The 18380-nt window shown below is 40.9% G+C and carries 16 protein-coding genes and 1 tRNA gene; 8 read left to right on the forward strand and 9 right to left on the reverse strand.

Annotated elements, in window-relative coordinates; genetic code table 11:
* Positions 1-222 precede the first annotated feature (222 nt).
* The 6 genes from BET01_RS03000 (at position 223) to BET01_RS03025 (ending at position 7876) form a co-directional block, all read left to right on the forward strand.
* Positions 223-2904, forward strand: a complete 2682-nt coding sequence (locus BET01_RS03000) for a calcium-translocating P-type ATPase, PMCA-type (RefSeq protein WP_120195255.1) — start codon at positions 223-225, stop codon at positions 2902-2904.
* 177 nt (positions 2905-3081) lie between these two features.
* On the forward strand, positions 3082-3732 hold the full coding sequence (locus tag BET01_RS03005; RefSeq protein ID WP_120195256.1) for a trimeric intracellular cation channel family protein: 651 nt from the start codon (positions 3082-3084) through the stop codon (positions 3730-3732).
* A gap of 17 nt (positions 3733-3749) precedes the next feature.
* Entirely contained in the window at positions 3750-4445 is a 696-nt protein-coding gene (locus tag BET01_RS03010; protein WP_120195257.1) for a TIGR01906 family membrane protein, read from the forward strand.
* An 86-nt stretch (positions 4446-4531) separates the two neighbouring features.
* A complete protein-coding gene (locus BET01_RS03015; protein WP_120195258.1) occupies positions 4532-6064 on the forward strand; it encodes a D-alanyl-D-alanine carboxypeptidase family protein in 1533 nt (510 codons plus the stop codon).
* A gap of 17 nt (positions 6065-6081) precedes the next feature.
* Positions 6082-7173, forward strand: coding sequence for a sensor histidine kinase (locus BET01_RS03020; RefSeq protein WP_120195259.1), 1092 nt, complete (start codon positions 6082-6084; stop codon positions 7171-7173).
* Positions 7166-7876, forward strand: a complete 711-nt coding sequence (locus BET01_RS03025; RefSeq protein ID WP_120195260.1) for a response regulator — start codon at positions 7166-7168, stop codon at positions 7874-7876. The genes BET01_RS03020 and BET01_RS03025 overlap by 8 nt, the downstream gene beginning before the upstream one ends.
* Here BET01_RS03025 and BET01_RS03030 read toward each other — a convergent pair.
* The 4 genes from BET01_RS03030 to BET01_RS03045 all read right to left on the reverse strand — a co-directional run bounded on the left by BET01_RS03030 (position 7873) and on the right by BET01_RS03045 (position 11311).
* On the reverse strand, positions 7873-8865 hold the full coding sequence (locus BET01_RS03030; RefSeq protein ID WP_120195261.1) for a 3'-5' exonuclease: 993 nt from the start codon (positions 8863-8865) through the stop codon (positions 7873-7875). The genes BET01_RS03025 and BET01_RS03030 overlap by 4 nt on opposite strands.
* Positions 8866-8876: 11 nt before the next feature.
* On the reverse strand, positions 8877-9089 hold the full coding sequence (locus tag BET01_RS03035) for a DUF3006 domain-containing protein (protein ID WP_158584973.1): 213 nt from the start codon (positions 9087-9089) through the stop codon (positions 8877-8879).
* Between the two features lie 28 nt (positions 9090-9117).
* The gene (locus tag BET01_RS03040) at positions 9118-10212 is read right to left on the reverse strand and encodes a ComEC/Rec2 family competence protein (RefSeq protein ID WP_120195343.1); all 1095 of its coding nucleotides are present in this window, start codon (positions 10210-10212) and stop codon (positions 9118-9120) included.
* Between the two features lie 145 nt (positions 10213-10357).
* Positions 10358-11311, reverse strand: a complete 954-nt coding sequence (locus BET01_RS03045; protein WP_120195263.1) for a cell wall-binding protein — start codon at positions 11309-11311, stop codon at positions 10358-10360.
* A gap of 417 nt (positions 11312-11728) precedes the next feature.
* Between BET01_RS03045 and BET01_RS03050 the strand changes: the two genes are divergently transcribed.
* On the forward strand, positions 11729-12961 hold the full coding sequence (locus BET01_RS03050; RefSeq protein ID WP_120195264.1) for a hypothetical protein: 1233 nt from the start codon (positions 11729-11731) through the stop codon (positions 12959-12961).
* 59 nt (positions 12962-13020) lie between these two features.
* Here the strand turns inward: BET01_RS03050 and BET01_RS03055 are convergent, their stop codons facing one another.
* Positions 13021-13839, reverse strand: a complete 819-nt coding sequence (locus tag BET01_RS03055; RefSeq protein ID WP_120195265.1) for an alpha/beta fold hydrolase — start codon at positions 13837-13839, stop codon at positions 13021-13023.
* A gap of 236 nt (positions 13840-14075) precedes the next feature.
* Positions 14076-14648: a hypothetical protein gene (locus BET01_RS03060; protein WP_120195266.1), complete on the reverse strand. Its 573-nt coding sequence runs from the start codon at positions 14646-14648 to the stop codon at positions 14076-14078.
* A 435-nt stretch (positions 14649-15083) separates the two neighbouring features.
* On the opposite strand from BET01_RS03060, the gene BET01_RS03065 reads away from it, so the two are divergent.
* Complete coding sequence (locus BET01_RS03065) at positions 15084-15635, forward strand: hypothetical protein (protein ID WP_120195267.1); 552 nt, start codon at positions 15084-15086, stop codon at positions 15633-15635.
* A 106-nt stretch (positions 15636-15741) separates the two neighbouring features.
* On the opposite strand, the gene BET01_RS03070 is transcribed toward BET01_RS03065, so the two are convergent.
* The 3 genes from BET01_RS03070 to gdhA form a co-directional block, all read right to left on the reverse strand.
* A tRNA-Arg gene (locus tag BET01_RS03070) sits at positions 15742-15815 on the reverse strand.
* A gap of 86 nt (positions 15816-15901) precedes the next feature.
* Positions 15902-16786, reverse strand: a complete 885-nt coding sequence (locus BET01_RS03075; protein ID WP_120195268.1) for a DUF3881 family protein — start codon at positions 16784-16786, stop codon at positions 15902-15904.
* 141 nt (positions 16787-16927) lie between these two features.
* Positions 16928-18262 carry an NADP-specific glutamate dehydrogenase gene (gene gdhA / locus BET01_RS03080; protein WP_120195344.1) on the reverse strand — a complete coding sequence of 445 codons (1335 nt, stop codon included), beginning with the start codon at positions 18260-18262 and terminating at the stop codon, positions 16928-16930.
* Between the last annotated feature and the right edge of the window lie 118 nt (positions 18263-18380).

Genomic DNA, 18380 nt, shown 5'->3' on the forward strand with positions numbered 1-18380 from the left:
AACCTGTCTCCACACCGTTGACAAAAATTATCTGTTTATGTTATGATGGTTTCACACTTGAGGGAGTAGTTTGCGCAGTTTATCTGCGTGCCAAGTCAACATACTGACCGTTTTGCGGTCTGGCTTGTCTTAATAAACGAGACTCATGTATAGCTTTACGCTATACATGGGCTATTTTTTTTGACTCATGCATAGCTAGTCTATGCATGAGTTTTTGTTTTTATAGAAAACAAATTTAAGGAGAGAACTGCGTTGAAGGAATTTCAGGAGAACACACGTGATTTATTAAAGCGGTTAAATACCGACGGGTCAGTCGGTTTAAGCGAACAACAAGTGGAGGTACAGAAAGAACAGTACGGAAGCAATACGCTGACAAAGGAAAAACCGGAGTCACTGCTAAAGCGTATCGCAGAGGCTGCCAAAGAGCCTATGATCCTTATGCTCATTATGGCAGGTGTCATTGCCCTTTTGGTCAACATCATACGTGCCACCACAGGCTCAGAAGCGGACTTTATGGAATGCCTGGGTATCTTTGCTGCCATCTTCCTTTCCGTGTTAATTACGGTCATTATGGAGGGCAAGAGCGCCAAAGCCTTTGAAGCCTTATCAAAAATCAGCGATGACACTATGATTAAGGTCATACGAGACGGCAATACCCTGCTGCTTGGCCAGAAAGACATTGTTGTAGGCGACATTGTTCTTTTAGCCACTGGTGACAGAGTTCCTGCTGACGGAAGACTTCTTAACAGCTCTGGAATGGCGGCAGATGAATCTGCCTTGACCGGAGAGAGTCTGCCTGCGAAAAAAGACGCCGAGCTTTTAATACTGGATGAGAAAACACCTTTGGCAGAACGAGCCAACATGGTATACTCCGGAAACTACATTACAAGCGGTTACGGAAAAATGGTTGTAACTGCTGTTGGAGATCACACAGAATTTGGTAATATTGCAAGGGAACTGACAAACGTAGAGCGCACCTCCACTCCACTTCAGGAGAAGCTTGCAAGACTGGGAAAAACCATTACAATTCTTGGTATCATTGCTGCTGCCATTGTTTTTATTTCAGAGCTTATTTCCTTCTCTCTTTCTGGCGGCCTTTCTTTAGAGGTTGTCCTTGATGCGTTTGTTACCAGTATCGTCTTAATTGTTGCCGCTGTACCAGAAGGACTTCCTACCATTGTAGCCGTGTCCTTATCCATTAACATCATAAAGTTATCAAAGCAAAACGCTCTGGTTAAAAAGATGATCGCTTCTGAAACCGTTGGATGCATCAACGTAATTTGTTCGGATAAGACTGGAACCCTGACTGAAAACAAGATGACTGTATCGGCTTTTTACGATGGAGAATGGAAAGAAAAAACTGGTGATTTCGCCTCTGACTGGCTGGTTCACAACATCTGTTTAAACACCACAGCAGACATTTCTCCAGATGGGTCCTTTATTGGCAATCCGACGGAATGCGCCATGATAAGCTTTTATCAAAATTCCAAAGCGTTTAAGAATACTGGCAAATCCTATAAAGATGAGCGTTCCGACCACGAAGTGCTTCACGCATTTCCATTTTCTTCTGAATTAAAACATATGACCACCATCAGTAAGGTGGACGGAAAGATAATTTCATACGTAAAAGGAAGCCCGGAATGCGTGTTCTCTATGTGTTCTCTCTCTCCGTCCAAGCAAGCCGAGATTGAACACTTCATTGTTAAGGCTCAGGAAAAAGCCATGCGTGTAATCGCATTTGCTCATAAAGAGCTTCTTGAAATGAAAGACTATGAGGATGATATCCATCACAATGACATGGAAAGGGACATGGTCTTTGACGGGTTTGTGGCTATCTCCGATCCTCTCCGCTCCGATGTATATGAATCCGTGAAGCATTGCCGTATGGCAGGAGTTGATTTAAAGATTCTAACCGGCGACAATATTATTACCGCCATTGCCATTGCCAATGAACTTCACATTCTGGAAGATGGTAGAATTGCTATTGAAGCAAGTGAAATTGCAGATTTAAGTGATGAAGAGCTTCTTCATATGCTTCCTAAGATCAGCGTGATTGCCAGAAGCACTCCTACCACTAAGATGAGGGTGGTAAAGCTGTTAAAATCCCAGAACAACGTAGTCGCCGTTACAGGGGATGGAATTAACGATGCCCCTGCCCTTAAAAATGCAGATGTGGGAATCGCTATGGGAATCTCCGGCACCGAGGTATCAAAAGAAGCAAGTGATATCGTTCTCCTTGACGACTCCTTCTCTACCATCGTAAAGGCCATCGCTTGGGGACGTGGAATCTATGAGAACTTCAAACGTTTTATCCAGTTTCAGCTTACGGTTAATGTTTCTTCTGTTATTGTTGTACTAGCCTCTATCCTCTTGGGCTTAAAGGCGCCATTTACGGCTCTGCAGCTTTTATGGATTAACATTATCATGGATGGACCACCAGCGCTTACTCTTGGATTAGAGCCTATCTACGACGATCTTATGAGCCGTCCTCCTACAGGAAGAAGCGATAATATCATATCTCGTACTATGTTTATCAGAATCGGACTGACGGGGCTTTATATCTCCATCATCTTCTTATGCCAGTATGTGTATAACTTTTTAGGCGCTGGGGATGAGGAAGTGACTACGGTTTTATTTACTCTGTTTGCTCTGTTCCAGCTTTTTAACGCATTTAACTGCAGGGAACTGTATGCTACCAGTATCTTCAAACACTTATTAAAGAACCGAATTATGCTTTTGGTGATATCCATCACCTTCTTTTTACAAATCCTGATCATTCAGTTTGCAGGTGCCTTTTTCGGAACCGTTCCTTTGGGACTTGTTATGTGGATTAAGATATTTATGCTTACCTTTAGTGTCATATTAATATCTGAATTTGTAAAGTTGTTGGTTCGACGAAAATAAATATGAAAGCCAGAGATACCATTGCTCTATCAGCAATCGTGTCTCTGGTTTTTTATAAAAACAGCACCTATAGCTGACCCCTGATTTATTATTTCATAAATAGGTATATTGACAAACATCCTCCAAAAACATATACTTTCCTTAATTTCCTAAATGGAAGCAATACGGAGGTTATTGATGAAAGTTGAACTTTCCCTTTTTTTCTTTGTAGAAGCGGTGGGCACCATTGCCTTTGCTTCTTCCGGCGCAATGGTTGCTATCAAAAAACAACTGGACCTTTTAGGGGTCATTGTTTTGGGGGTCACAACTGCCGTAGGCGGGGGTATGATACGGGATATTATCATTGGAAATGTGCCTCCAGCCCTTTTTAAAGACCCGGTTTATGTATTACTTGCCTTTTTTACGGTAATGATTTTATTTATTATTGTACGTTCAAATCAAAGGATTTTAGACGGTCGTTCCTTGGTAACCTACGAGAAAGTGATGAACATTTTTGACGCGGTGGGACTGGGAGCGTTTACTGTGGTAGGTATTGATACTGCGATCCTCTCCGGCTATGGAGAATATCATTTCCTTATTATCTTTTTAGGAGTGATCACAGGCGTTGGGGGCGGTATTTTGAGAGATATCATGGCAGGACAAACCCCTTATGTGCTTCGAAAACATATCTATGCCAGCGCATCCATTGCCGGTGCCATTCTTTATGCCGGGCTGCTGGAGCAGATAAACGGCAATATCGCCATGCTCATAGGAGCCTGCACTGTTATACTAATTCGTCTTTTAGCTACTCGCTACTGCTGGAACTTGCCAACTGCAACAAAAAAATGAAAGGAAAGGAGAAACTCATGAATCGGATTTTACAATATACCCTTGGAGTTATTTTTTCCATCTGCCTTATGATCGTTCTTTTATTTACCTCTGTGGAGGCTGCTGTTTACTGGATTCCCGGATACTTTCAAAAGGAATACGCCAAATATAACGTGACAGAAGCGGTTTCCATGAACATGGATGATCTTTTAGATGTTACGGATCAGATGATGGCTTACTTAAAAGGAAAAAGGGACAACCTTCACGTACCTACCACCATGGGAGGCGTAGAACGAGAGTTTTTTAATGCCAGAGAAATTGCCCATATGGAGGATGTGAGAGGTCTGTTTTTGGGAGGCATCTCCATGCGCAGAGGCTGTCTTATGATCATGGCTCTTAGTCTTATATTAATGGCTCTGTTAAAAACCAAATTTAAAAGTACATTTCCAAAGGCAGTTTGCGCTGGAAGCGGATTCTTCTTTTTGGCATCTGCAGCCACCGCCCTTCTCATATCAACGGATTTTAACCGGTATTTTATCCAGTTCCATGAAATGTTTTTTAAGAATGATTTATGGATGCTGGACCCTTCCACAGATATGCTGATCAATATCGTCCCAGAAGGATTTTTTAGCGATACTGTCTTTTTGATTGGTACTATCTTCTTCATTTTTGTCCTCTTCGTTGTCACTTTTTGTCTGTTTTTGGTACACAAATACGGGAAAAATGCCGATTAATCTTTACTTGTCACCCTAAATAACCTATACTGTATGGTGGAGAATTGTTTGAAACTGAATCTGAATTTATGGAGAGATTACCCTATATGACTCAAATTATAAAAAGGTTATCTGTATGTTTCCTCTGTCTGCTTTTGTTTGTATTCTCGTTTCATGGGACAGCTATGGCTGCGGCTGAGTGGCCGACTAACGTATCTGTGAATGCACAGGGCGCTATTCTTATGGATGCAGACACTGGAACCGTTCTATGGGGACAGAACATACACAACCAATATTACCCGGCCAGTATTACGAAAGTCATGACCGCTCTTCTTGTCATTGAAAACTGTGAAATGGACGAAATTGTTACCTTTTCCCATAACGCAGTGTTTAATGTGGAATCAGGAAGCAGCAATGCCGGAATCAATGAAGGAGACAAGCTATCTGTAAAGGATTGCCTTTATGCTCTTTTGTTAAAGTCCGCCAATGAATCTGCCAACGCCCTTGCAGAGCATGTGGCAGGAAGCACAGAAGCATTTGCAGAAATGATGACCGCCAGAGCAAAGGAACTTGGCTGCACCAATACCCACTTTGCCAATCCAAGCGGGTTAAATAACCAGGAGCATTATACCTCCCCTTATGACATGGCCCTCATTGTAAAAGCTGCATTTAATAATCCAGTCTTTGAAGAGATTGATTCCACCACCTTTTATAAGCTTCCGCCTAACTCCATCAACAAGGAGGGACTTGGAATCTCACCTGGGCATCGAATGTTGAGAAAATCCAGTCCTTATTATTATCCAGGAGTCGTAGGAGGCAAAACAGGTTATACCACCATTGCTGGCAATACTTTGGTTACTTGCGCAGAGAAAAATGGCATGAGGTTGATTACTGTAATTTTAAAAGGTTCTACCCCGCTTTATTGGACCGACACCAAAAACCTTTTGGATTTTGGCTTTGGAAACTTCGTATCTCTAAAGGCCGCTGATTATGAAAAGACTTATAGCTCCATTACCAGCGACTTAAGCTTTAGTGGTTTGTCCATCAAACGGCCGGAGGCGCTGATCCTAGATCCTGACAGTCGAATCATACTTCCTAAGACAGCTAACTTTTCCGATGCAAAAGCGGAACTCAGCTACGATATCTCACAGGGAGATCCTGATGGTGCCATCGCAAAGATCTTATACCGATATAGTGACCGAGTGGTTGGAAGTACATTTTTAGAGATTAACAAAGAGCTTTTTAAAACTCCGGAAACAAAGGCGGTTACACCTGAAAATACTGCAAAAGCACCAAAGGATAAGACACCGGATAAGCTTTCTGAGTCCAGTAAGACCAGTGCAGGAGTGTCAGAAGAATACCGTCAAAAGGCATTAAAGCCGTTCCAGATTCCTCTTGTTGTATGGTTGATCTTAGGAGGCGTAGGAGTCCTTGCTTTGACTGGAGTTCTAATCTTTTTTATCGTATACAAAAGGCGCCAAAACGATGAGTATTCTCTTCTTCGAAAGGCAGAACGCTTGAAACGCCTTAAGGAATCGGGCATCTCTGCCGATGAATTTAACAGTATCTTAGAGCAGAGACGCAGTTCTTATACATCGAAACGTAAGGGCCGGCGGGGCGGCCGTTTTAAATTCCGCTAGCTTGATCGGAGGGGGACATGGGACAGCTAAAGAGACCTGCAAAAATAGATTTGATTCGCAATATGCTGATAACGGTGGGTTTCTTATTAACAGCCACTGTTATCTCCTATCTGATTATGTTTTTCGGTGGGTTCACCAATAATATTGGCATGGTTTACATCATGGCAGTGGTTTTAATTTCTCGCTTTTCCAATGGATACATTCCTGGTTTAGCGGGATCATTTATCAGTATCATCTGTGTGAATTATTTGTTTACGTACCCTTATATGGAATTTAAACTTTCCGGAATTGGGTATTCCATTACCTTTATCACGTTACTGGTGATTTCCACCATTACAAGCGCAACCACCACCCATTTAAAGCAACAGAGCCAAATCCTAAGTGAAAGGGATAAGCTTTTAATGGAGGCGGAAAAGGAAACCATGCGTGCCAATCTTTTAAGAGCCATATCCCACGATCTAAGAACTCCGCTTACTGGAATCATCGGTGCAAGCGGCGCTTATCTGGATAATGAGAACACCATGGCAGAAGAAGAAAGGTCTCACCTTGTCTCTAACATAAGGGAGGATGCCAACTGGCTATTAAACATGGTGGAGAATCTGCTTAGCGTTACCAGAATTCGGGATACCGGTGCTCATGTGACCAAGCATCTAGAACCTTTGGAAGAAGTGGTTTCAGAGGCGTTACAGCGTTTTCGTAAAAGGCTTCCCAATGCTACGGTCCATGTAAGTGTTCCAGATGAGCTTATCATGGTGCCCATGGATGCCACCTTAATTGAGCAGGTTATCATCAACCTTTTGGAAAATGCGGTTTATCACTCCAATTCAACGGAATCCATAAACCTCATCGTTTCCGTGGAGGATGGGTATGCGTCCTTTGAGGTAAGCGACCAGGGAGTCGGACTTCCTGCAGATCGGATTTCCACTTTATTTGACGGCTATACCTCTTTGCCTAACAGCAGCTATGACTCCCACAAGGGGATGGGAATTGGTTTATCTATATGCAAAACCATTGTAGTCGCTCATAATGGAACCATTTTCGTTTCCAATAAAGAACATGGGGCAGTTTTTACGTTTACATTACCACTAGGGGAGGATTTTTATGAGTAAGTTTACAATCGTCATGATCGAAGATGAAAAGAATATTTGCAACTTTATAGAGAGTGCGCTGGAGAGGCAGGATTACAAGGTTAATACTGCTTTTAACGGACGAGATGGACTGGCTCTTATTAATTCCCTTTGTCCGGATGTGATACTTCTAGATCTTGGACTTCCAGATCTTGATGGCATTGACATTATAAAAAGTGTACGAAGCTGGACCACAATTCCTATCATCGTAATATCAGCAAGGACACAAGAACAGGAAAAAGTGGCAGCTCTTGACTTCGGTGCTGACGATTACATAACAAAGCCTTTTGGCACCAGTGAGCTATTAGCCAGAATCCGTACCGCTTTGCGCCATGGAAAGCCTACCGTAAAGGCAGTCGACGGCTGTATCATTCAGACACCATACCGGTGCGAGGGCTTGTATATTGACTTTGCAAAGCGTCTTGTGACACTTTGCGATCACAAGATCCATTTGACCCAGATTGAATATAAGTTAGTATCTTTACTAGCAGAAAACTCTGGAAAGGTATTGACCTACGACTATATCATAAGTCATATCTGGGGACCTTATGCGGATAATAATAATCAGATTCTTCGGGTGAATATGGCCCATATAAGACGAAAAATTGAGACCAATCCGGCAGAACCCAAATACATATTTACTGAAATCGGGGTTGGCTACCGGATGAAAGAAAGTGAAATTTAAGAGAGGGGCAATGCCCCCTTCTTTTTATTTAGTTTCCTGACTTTTGTTTTCTCCACCCGTTTTTTTCTGGCTTCTTCTTTTTTTCCATATATATCAAGAATATCTTCTTCTCTTACTAACTTCATGGTTTTTACCACATACACTTTACCGTCATCGCTGCGTCTCATACGGATTTTCCCTTTTACATTTCCATGTGCGGGGCAGCATCCCAGAGCCGAATAATATTTTTGATTCACGGAAAACCAACGAATCTTCTTCCGAAGCATCCGGTTGCATTTACAGCAAATCAAGTCAGTTACGATTTTATCTGCTATGGCATCCTGCTTTGTATCAAAGGGTCTTGAGATGTATTTGGAATACTCTGGGAATACAAGATAAACCTCTTCTTCCTGGTTTTCTGGAAGGCGGTAATAGTCGATAGACAAATACGCCTTTACCTTTTCAAAGTCCATGTGCTGCATGATACGCCCTGTGTAATGGGCATCGTCAAGTGCACGGTGAAATGGTCTCGACTCCATAATTCCCATCTCTGTGACTGCGATATCAAGTGATTGACGGTCTTTTCCATCCCCATAAAGTAAGCTGTAGAGCTTTTGTACATCATAATAGAGAAATGGCTTCTGATATGGATTGATAAGTCCATGATAGGAAAGGTTCCTTTGCAGCTCAGTAAGATCCATAGAGCCCCAGGTACAAAATACAGCATCCTCGCCGCACCAACTAGAGAATTCCTCAAATACCTTCTTAAAGTCCATTCCCTCTTCCATCAAAAGCTTTTCATCCATATGGGTCACTTCTAGTATCTTCTCATGAAGCTCGGTATAGACCTCGGGCTTTATTAATCTTCTAAATTCTCCAATTTCCTCACGGGATTCACTTAACTTTACCGCTCCGATTTCTATAATTTCAAAGGGGAAATGCTCTACCGTATCTTCCTTTCCCCCGGCACTCTGGTTCCATTCCAGATCCAGCACAATATAATTCTTCATATTTTAATCCTTTATTCTATCAGTCTGTTTAGCTTCTCTTCCATGACCCGTCTTCGTTCACTGCTTTCTTTTTCATCCTTATACCAGGTTCCGTCCTGATCAAACAAAATGTCTCCTTCGTCTGCCCCCTTAGGAAGTTCTGATGCCGCAAGCTTCACCATATTCCCCTTTTCGTCCTCACAAACGGCTATATTGCCCGTGATGCGGTCTATGGTATATCTCATACCCATTCCCCCTTCTACTTAAAATAAGCTAAGGCTTGCAGCTTTTGCAAGGCTCATACCCCATTTTTATCACTTCATCCCTGGTTCCTTTAAGCGTTTCTTTGTTCTCCTTCTTTATGGAAGTTGCTAACTTACAGTCTGGAAGATGAAACTTCTTGGTATTGGTATTTAATACATACTCTCTGGTGAGAGATTTGCTTTCTTCAGTTTTTGTCTTAGAATCATTGGTACTACCTTTATTCTGCCCAGGAAATGTAACCTTTGACCCATCGCTAACTGCTAAAATACTGCCTAACTGGTCGGTTCGAAAAACTGTGATGTTTCGTTTCTGTAAGGCATCCATGGTCTCTTTATGAGGATGTCCGTAATCATTATCCTTTCCACAGGAAATTACCGCATATTCCGGGCTCACTTGGTCGAGAAACGGTCCTGATGATGAGGTGGAACTACCATGATGGGATACCTTTAATACGTCAGCTTTTAAGGAAAATCCATTTGCTAACATATCATCTTCGGCGCCTTTTTCTGCGTCACCAAAAAATGCAAAACTGGTTTTTCCATAATCAAGACGAATTCCCACAGACCAGTTATTTAAATTATCTCCATAATCCCGGTTGGGCCCAAGAATTTGAAAGGTGGAATCTCCTAATTCATAAACCTCACCTATCTTTGGTGGAGTGATCTTTAATTTCTTTTCATCAATGGTATTGAGAAGTCGTTCGTATAATTTAGTGGTATGGGCTTTTTGCGGCATTATGATCTTATCTACGTCAAATGCCTTAATGACTGCCTCTAGTCCTCCAATATGGTCCGAATGGGGATGAGTTCCAATTACATAATCCAGTTTTTTAACCCCTTGCTCCTTTAGGTAGGATACCACAGTAGGTCCCTGATCCCGTTCTCCTGCATCGATGAGCATAAAATGTCCATCTTTTTCAATCAGAGTACTGTCTCCTTGACCCACATCAATAAAATGTACCTTTAAATCAGAGTCACTTTGCTGCCTAGAGGAAACACTTTTATCTGGTCCGGTTGAAACCTCCATGCCAGCACATCCTGCTATCATTAAGGTGAAAATAATTACCGCAGCCAGAAGCACACGCTTATAAAAATTTCCTGTCATCTTTTCTGTCATTCCCATCTGCTCCTTCGTGCTATTATATGATAGAATCATTCATCCTACAAGTATTTTTCATAGGAACACCAGTTCCGTCTAACCAAAAAGACGGACTGCATAAAATGCAGTCCTTATCTTTTCCTATGATATCTTATGAGATTCTCGCTCCGTCTGCTCCCACTAGAAAGCCGTCTGGCGTCTTCGTATCGACCATCATGGCTCCGTCGGATGGATTACAGTAATATAACTTTCCACTGGAAGAAATCCAGCCCGTTGCCATATATCCCTTGTCATTGAAAAAATACCACTTCCCTCCGATACTTTCCCACCGATTGACCGGATAACCACCATCTTGATAGGAAAACCACCAGCCGTTTTCATTCTTTTTCCATTCTCCCAATGTTTCTCCTGTAGAACGGTTTTTTTCTGCGGCTGCTGTGTCGATATATTTAGAGGAAGACTCTAGCCATTGTCCCTTTTGCTCTGGATTTCTGTCATTGACCGGACGCACCTGATAAGAATAGCTTCCAGGACTTCTCATTTGATTGGTAAAATCAATGGTCGTCCCTTGGGTGGTTACTGTATCACTAATGCTTTTTCCATCCCGGTAGAGAATCACTTCATAACTTCCGGTTCCTTCCGCCTTTTCCCAAGAGGCAAGATTTCCATTTCCCCATCCTGCACGGGTAATGGACTGGGTGTATTCTCCCACCTTAGGAAGGTCGATGGTAACGGTTAGGGTGCGGCTTAAATCTTCTCGTTTTTGCTTTACATAAGTGCCTCCAGTAATGATAATTCCTTTTTCATCGGTGGCAAAGTAATAATCTTCATCTGCATAAAGTTTTACTTCCATCTTTGGAACATCACCTTCATACCACTGAAACCCGTCGTTGATAAATTCACTGTCACCTACGCCTACCCGGCTGTTGTTTACGGTGACCTCCACCTGTTGCTGGGAAATAGAATCCCCTGGCATGATCTGGGCTGTTACCGTCATTTTTACTTCCATGATCTTTTTTCTGGAAGCTGCCATAGCAGGCATGGAACATAGGCCTGACGCCAAAACAGCAGCAAGCACTGCTGATAACAACTTTTTACCGTTCATAAATACCCTCTTCTTTCTTATAACGTAATGATCCTGCCCTTATTATAGCGTATTATCTATTATTTGGAAACGAAATGGGATAATTTATACAAAAGCTTATCATGTTTGTGTTTTTCTATAGGAATCCATTTCTTAATATGCTATCATAATTTTATAAAATATTAAGAATTAGATTTTTGTATTTACCAATTTTTCACCTAAGGTTACTGGAACTCTCCCAGCTCTTTATGCTAGTTTTATTAACACATTATGTAAGACAAGGAGTTTTTTAAGTTATGCACTGTTATACTAAGATAATAAACGTTTATCCACAAAGCATCATGAATCAATCCACATTAAAAGCAGATTCTAAGCCTATCTCCGTTCAAGGGAATGATTCCTGTTTAGGGAAGGATACGGAAGGAGGTGCAAGCATAAATGAAAACTGATACGATTTTTTACAAAGGAGCCACTGTCTCTAACGTTGGTTTGGAGGAGGATGAGAAACAATTCCTTGAATTTGTTGTCCGCTTCATCCATAAGGCAGAGGAGGATCATTCTAAAGCTCTTTTGATTCTACCAGACTACACTGCTCTTTTAAAGCCATATTATTGGACTGGCATGGGGCACATCAGCCGCCAAGAAACCATTGAGGCCATTGGCACGTGTACCGATCTGACCTGTTCTATTAACAAAGGCTTAAAAATATTCGATGCCTCTGGAGGGCGCAGAGAAAAACTAAGACTCTGTGTCATGTTCCATCCAGAGAGAATAACCCTGACAAAATTTATACAGCAATGCCAGAGGTTGATAAAAGAAAACATTTCTTTCTCTATAGGCACACCTGGATTTCCACACCGCATGGAAGTCATCCGCCAGCTAAGAAACCGTTTATCTCCAGACATCCATATCTGGATTGAATCCATTGCGAATACGTGTTTCTCTTATTCTCAGGAGGACGAGAATGCATTTCGTTCTATTGACCCGTATTTCTCTGTGGATCATTCCAAAAGCTATGAACAGCTTTTTTACGAAGAATGTATTCCAGTTGATGATGCAAATACTGCAGTATTTGGACGATACCCCTTGTTTCATATTCCACAAAGAATAAGAGCCTATTTCATATGTGGGGATGAGATCCCACGTTTAGAACTGGAACAAGACGAATCTGATTTACTTATAAAGCTAAAGGATCTAAAGGAGTCAACTCCCCTGTTTTTAATTACCTCATTGCCTCATAAGGAAGCCTCCAGAACGTTCCGTCTGCTATTCCCATTGATTTCCGGTGGAGTTTTTGCCGGTGGTTCTCATATTTCTTCAAATAAAAAAGGGCGTCATTCACGCCGAGACGAATATATATATATGAACCAGGATATTCTCACCCTCTTAAAAGACAAACAGTCAGAATACGGCTGTCAGATAAGAATCCTAGAACACGAAGACATGATATACAGACTCACTATGGAAAAACCATTCAGCCGAATCTGGAGAGAAGCAGAACAAGAAGCCTTAATCGCAGAGATTCCTGATCAGACATTTCGATTCTATATTGAAGAAAACTGCTTTCACATTATTTCAGCCGATGCCAATGAAGAAAATGGCATAACGCTGATTCGACGCTGGTTGACCATAAATTCTGAAGATTATGAGATTTTAAAAAGCCATTCATAATATACAAAGAAAGCAAAGAAGCACTCACAGCTTCTTTGCTTTCTTTCATCCATTTTTTACTAGCAGTTTCCTTTTGCAAAATCTGAAAGCACCTTATTAAATTCCTCCATTTGATCATAAAAAGACGCATGACCGCTGAACTCAAAAGGCATTAGTGTGGAACTTTTAATATACTGATGTTGAATCTCACCTAATTCAAAAGGCACTACCTTATCATGAATCCCGTGGATAATTAAGGTTGGAACTGTAATCTCAGACAGCTCCTGAAATAAGACTTCTTCAATCCAGGTTTTTTCGACCGCTGCTGTTGCCCAGCCAGCCGCCTGAAGACCAATTTGGAGAAACCACTGGGAGAAGGGATAGGTAATTAGTTTAAAAAAGAATGAATTCCCAAAATTAGTAAGCATATTGGGTCGGTCTTCATAGGTTGCCTTAATCATATTTAAGATCGCATCCTTATCGGCCCCATATGGAAAGTCAGGGCGCTTGATTAGGCTGGGAGCTGCTGCTGCAACCAATACCAATTTGGATACACCATATTGATGATGTCTTCCCATGTACTTGACAGCAATGGAACCTCCTGTGGAGTGTCCGACCAATGTAATATCCTTAAGTCCCAGGGCATCAATAACCCCTCTCACATCGTCTGCAAGACGGGCATAGTCGTACCCGCAAAACGGTTTGTCAGAATCACCAAATCCCCTGGTATCGATTCCTATGCATCGAAATCCCAAACTGGGAAGAACATTAAACTGATATTCAAACAGCTTATGGCTTCCTGGCCAACCGTGAAGGAAAAGAATGGTATCCTTGCAGTCCGGGTTTAGATCTTCTACGTAAATGTTCACATTGTCTTGTACCGTTACATAATATCCCATATTTTCTTTTCTCTACTGCTTTTGGTTTATATTATTCTCTTTTCCATGCCATGGTTCGATTATTTCTAAGGATTTTTAATTATTTTCTACAGACAACTTGTTGTTAACGGATGTATAAAAAAAAGACCGGCATTTTTTTGACGGTCTTTTTTCATGTATTCATTATGTATATGATATTGGGGATCCGCAATAATCGCATTCTGCCGTGGTGCCTTTTAAGACGACATTTTTTCCTCTTATCTTCCATTGCTTGCTCCTTCTATGAAAGATTTACAATAATCACATTCCTTAATAGATCCTTTTTCCATTTTATTATTTCCACCACAATTTTTACAAGTAATCACAATGTTATTTTTTTCTTTTCTAGCAGGAGAGACGGTACTCACTGGTTTGGGTTTTTTATTTACTGAATTTAGAATAATACTATTTGTTTCATAGTTTATAAAAGCATTTTTGATGAATTTCCATTTTATCATTTGATTTAAGTTCTTTAAAACCACCCCCTCTGGTTCACCTGATAGAATGGAAAGATGGCTGATAGAAAAGGAATCACTATTCAGTATAATAGATGCGTACTGTTTAAAACGGCGAGCGATTCTGTTTCGTTTCATTCCAAACATGATAATTATAATCCAGAGTATATCTAAACCAATGAAAACTAAAAGTTCAGTTCTTTCATCTTTGAGATTGGGATTTATAATATATGCCAATGTTCCTAAACCAAATATAAATAGATTAAATATACCAATTGTTAATTGGATGACTTCCAAAACCTCACTTTTAATGATTGCACTTTGAGAACTATTCATCAAATTTCACCTGCCTGTTTCCATACTATTGACACAAAGATATGAAGTGTATTCACTTTATCAATTATAACATCACAACTACTTTATTCAAATTGATTTTATGTAACTTTTGCATTAATTTGTATTATAGAACAGTGTTCTAAGATCAAAGGATCTCTTATATTAAACGTTCTTATATGTGAATTATGAAAGCTTAAAAGCATGCTATAATCATTTAGATCAAACAGAGAGTTTTTTCTTTTTCACATCTCTATATTTTATGAAATAAGTGCATACTATAATTATTTTCAATCATAATGGTCGTAAGATAATTGTGAAAATCTTATAACTAACATTTTAATCAATAGCACTTGCCGTCTCTTATTTGTATACAACTTAGATGCAGAGGGGATCATATGTGAAGTTTAATCAAACATACGGAAAGGACTCTATAATATGAAAAAATTAATTGTAATCTTATTAAGCACTACTCTTATTCTATCTTTAGCCGCCTGCAAGAACTTTTCTACAAAGAATGAAGCATCCACTCTCTCCGATGAGGGAAAACCAGCACTCAGCAATAATATAAGTTTGCCTAACCCCTTTATTGATTGCGCTACCATTGACGAGGCTGAGAAAATCGTAGGTTTTGAAATCTCCACACCCCATATTCTTCCAGAGGGATATACTCAAACTAGCATCCAGGCAATCGAAAATGGCATTGTACAAATTATCTACACGAATGGGGAAGATGAAATCATCTACCGCCAGGGAAAGGGAAACGCAGATATAAGCGGTGATTTCAATGAGTATACAGAAAAAAATATAGAAGAATTAAACCACATACAAATTATTCTAGAAGGTGATGCAAGTAATGTGAAGAAAGCCACATGGCAAGACGGGAAATTTACTTTTTCGATCACGGTTAACAATGGTAATGGAGGTTTTAAAGAAGAAGTGATTAACGATATGATAGAAAGTGTGAACCCTGAGAATGGGGAAAATTAAAACATGGTTTCATAACCTCTCTTTTATCTTCCTTTCACCACTACAAATGATCGATGAAAAGAAAAGCCGAAAACCAGTAAATTTCAGGTTTTCGGCTTTCTAATTACGTTCCCGAGGTGATTTGAACACCCGGCCTACCGCTTAGGAGGCGGTCGCTCTATCCAGCTGAGCTACGGAAACATTTCTGCTAGCAGCAAATGCTACTTCACAGTGCACTAATTATTATATTCATAATTGTCCTTTTCGTCAAGACATAACTTCCATTATTATAATTTCACTTTAAAATTTAAGTCTCCCTGCATCCAAATCTGTCCTTTGAACCTGCGTCCTACCTCAGGGGTTCCCACCAAATCTTTTTTGGCGATACCAACATGGAAGATCAAATCGCTACACTCTAAGGTAAAATCATAGACCTCTTCTTCCGTGATCTTGTTTTTCTTCTCATCAATCTTAATGATCTCACCAATAATCGAATACTGGTCGCATTCTATGCCACAAGGCATAAAGCAAGAATCAATGATAGAATAAAGATCTTCCTTCATCGCTCTTCTGGAAGCCTGAGAATATAAATCAATATCTTCAATGGTGAGGGTTTCCATGGCATCCTCATCTCCATTTTTCGCAGCCTCTAAAAGAGTGTTGCGGTCTTTGGCTTCAACTCTGGCTTTTGCTCTCTGAGTTTCTGTTTTCTGAATAGGAAGAAGTACCTTACCACTGACAGACAGACCGGAAAGGCAAACATCTTTTGTGTCCATGGTTTTATTTTCAACCAAACGCTCACGGCATTCAAGGGAATTGTCTATATAAAATATGAGGGATATACCCACTTTATATTCATCTAAAAGACCGGCATATGTCTCCCGCTCCGTATGTCGCTGAACGGAACAGGGCACATTTGATGTCATATCACTGGTTTTCAAATAAGGATAGTAGTAGCTTCTTTGGAAATTCCCTTCCTGGTCCACCTCTCCATACATTACAATCCCCATTCCTGGAGCCACTTCCTTACGAAGCTCACAAAGATTGGAATCTTCATCAATCTGGATCCGCTTTAAACCGGAAAGATCTTCACAGAGCTGGTCCAATAGTTTCTCTATGTCCCGGTCTTTCTCATAAAGGCTAAAACCAATGGTTCTTAGGAATTTGTGCATAGAATCATCACCTGCTTTCTGTTTAATCGCATATTTTTCAAAAAAACAATAAGGCGAAGAACACTCCGCCTCAAGTCTTATCGATTATTATATACCAAAACCATTCACAATGCCAGTAAAATTTTCTGGATGATATCAGGATTATACGATTCCCTGAGCCATCATGGCATCCACTACTTTTTCAAAGCCTGCGATGTTAGCTCCAGCCACATAATTACCGCTCACGCCGTAACGATCTGCTGCATCCGCTGCTTTTGCGTAGATGTTGACCATAATATCATGAAGCTTTTCATCCACCTCTTCAAAGGTCCAGGAAAGTCTCTGACTGTTCTGAGACATCTCAAGAGCTGAAGTTGCAACGCCGCCTGCATTGGCTGCCTTTCCAGGCATAAAGTAAATACCATTCTCCAGGAAGTAATCCGTAGCCCCTCTGGTAGAAGGCATATTAGCACCCTCCGCTACTGCGAAGCATCCATTTTTCTTTAATTCTTTCGCATCGTCTATATCTAACTCATTCTGAGTCGCACAAGGAAGAGCAATGTCACATGGGATAGACCAGATTCCTTTGCCTTCTGTAAATACAGCCGTTTTAACAACATCTGCATATTCCTTAATACGTCCTCTGCGAACTTCCTTTATTTCCTTAACTAGATCAAGCTGGATCCCTGACTCATCATAGATATAACCAGCAGAATCGCTTAATGAAATAACGATTGCTCCAAGCTGCTGCGCTTTCTCTGCTGCGTAGATCGCTACGTTTCCAGAACCAGAGATCACTACCTTCTTGCCATTTAGATCCTTACCGTTATGTTTTAGCATCTCATCAAGAATATAGACTAGGCCGTATCCAGTTGCCTGAGTACGTACTAGAGAGCCGCCGTAGTTAAGTCCCTTACCAGTTAGAACGCCCTCATACAATCCAGTCATTCTCTTATACTGTCCATAGAGGAATCCGATCTCTCTTGCTCCTACGCCAATATCTCCTGCTGGAACATCTTGATCTGCTCCGATGTATTTGGATAATTCGGTCATAAAGCTCTGGCAAAATGCCATAACTTCACGGTCGGATTTTCCCTTGGGATCAAAGTTAGATCCACCTTTACCGCCACCGATTGGAAGACCAGTCAGAGAATTTTTAAATGTCTGTTCAAATCCCAAGAATTTTAAGATGCCCTGATTTACAGATGGATGAAGGCGCAGACCTCCCTTATAAGGACCAATGGCGCTGTTAAACTGTACACGGAAACCTTTGTTTACCTGTACATTGCCATTATCATCAACCCATGGCACACGGAAGGAAATGATTCTCTCCGGTTCAACGATACGCTCCAGTAATCCCATCTTGCGGTAATTCTCTTCATTGGCACTAATCACCAGCTTTAGAGAGTCCAATACCTCTTTTACCGCCTGATGGAATTCTACCTCCCCTGGGTTCTGATTCACGACTCTTTCATAGACTTCATCCACGTACGACAACATTTTATTTCCTCCTTGGATTATTAATCACTTCAACTACTTTATAAAATTAAGTTTCCAAAAAATGGCAAAAAGAGGCCAGAACTCTCATAGTTCCGGCCCCTTTGCCTGTTCACTT

This window comes from Lacrimispora algidixylanolytica, from assembly GCF_003609635.1.
In the GTDB taxonomy this organism is placed as follows: domain Bacteria; phylum Bacillota; class Clostridia; order Lachnospirales; family Lachnospiraceae; genus Lacrimispora; species Lacrimispora algidixylanolytica.

Bases quoted from the DNA above. Each gene is read 5' to 3' on its own strand.
- BET01_RS03005 (WP_120195256.1), top strand. From the start codon at position 3,082: ATGAAAGTTGAACTTTCCCTTTTTTTCTTTGTAGAAGCGGTGGGCACC.
- BET01_RS03010 (WP_120195257.1), top strand. From the start codon at position 3,750: ATGAATCGGATTTTACAATATACCCTTGGAGTTATTTTTTCCATCTGC.
- BET01_RS03015 (WP_120195258.1), top strand. From the start codon at position 4,532: ATGACTCAAATTATAAAAAGGTTATCTGTATGTTTCCTCTGTCTGCTT.
- BET01_RS03020 (WP_120195259.1), top strand. From the start codon at position 6,082: ATGGGACAGCTAAAGAGACCTGCAAAAATAGATTTGATTCGCAATATG.
- BET01_RS03025 (WP_120195260.1), top strand. From the start codon at position 7,166: ATGAGTAAGTTTACAATCGTCATGATCGAAGATGAAAAGAATATTTGC.
- BET01_RS03030 (WP_120195261.1), bottom strand. From the start codon at position 8,865: ATGAAGAATTATATTGTGCTGGATCTGGAATGGAACCAGAGTGCCGGG.
- BET01_RS03035 (WP_158584973.1), bottom strand. From the start codon at position 9,089: ATGAGATATACCATAGACCGCATCACGGGCAATATAGCCGTTTGTGAG.
- BET01_RS03040 (WP_120195343.1), bottom strand. From the start codon at position 10,212: ATGACAGGAAATTTTTATAAGCGTGTGCTTCTGGCTGCGGTAATTATT.
- BET01_RS03045 (WP_120195263.1), bottom strand. From the start codon at position 11,311: ATGAACGGTAAAAAGTTGTTATCAGCAGTGCTTGCTGCTGTTTTGGCG.
- BET01_RS03050 (WP_120195264.1), top strand. From the start codon at position 11,729: ATGAAAACTGATACGATTTTTTACAAAGGAGCCACTGTCTCTAACGTT.
- BET01_RS03055 (WP_120195265.1), bottom strand. From the start codon at position 13,839: ATGGGATATTATGTAACGGTACAAGACAATGTGAACATTTACGTAGAA.
- BET01_RS03060 (WP_120195266.1), bottom strand. From the start codon at position 14,648: ATGAATAGTTCTCAAAGTGCAATCATTAAAAGTGAGGTTTTGGAAGTC.
- BET01_RS03065 (WP_120195267.1), top strand. From the start codon at position 15,084: ATGAAAAAATTAATTGTAATCTTATTAAGCACTACTCTTATTCTATCT.
- BET01_RS03075 (WP_120195268.1), bottom strand. From the start codon at position 16,786: ATGCACAAATTCCTAAGAACCATTGGTTTTAGCCTTTATGAGAAAGAC.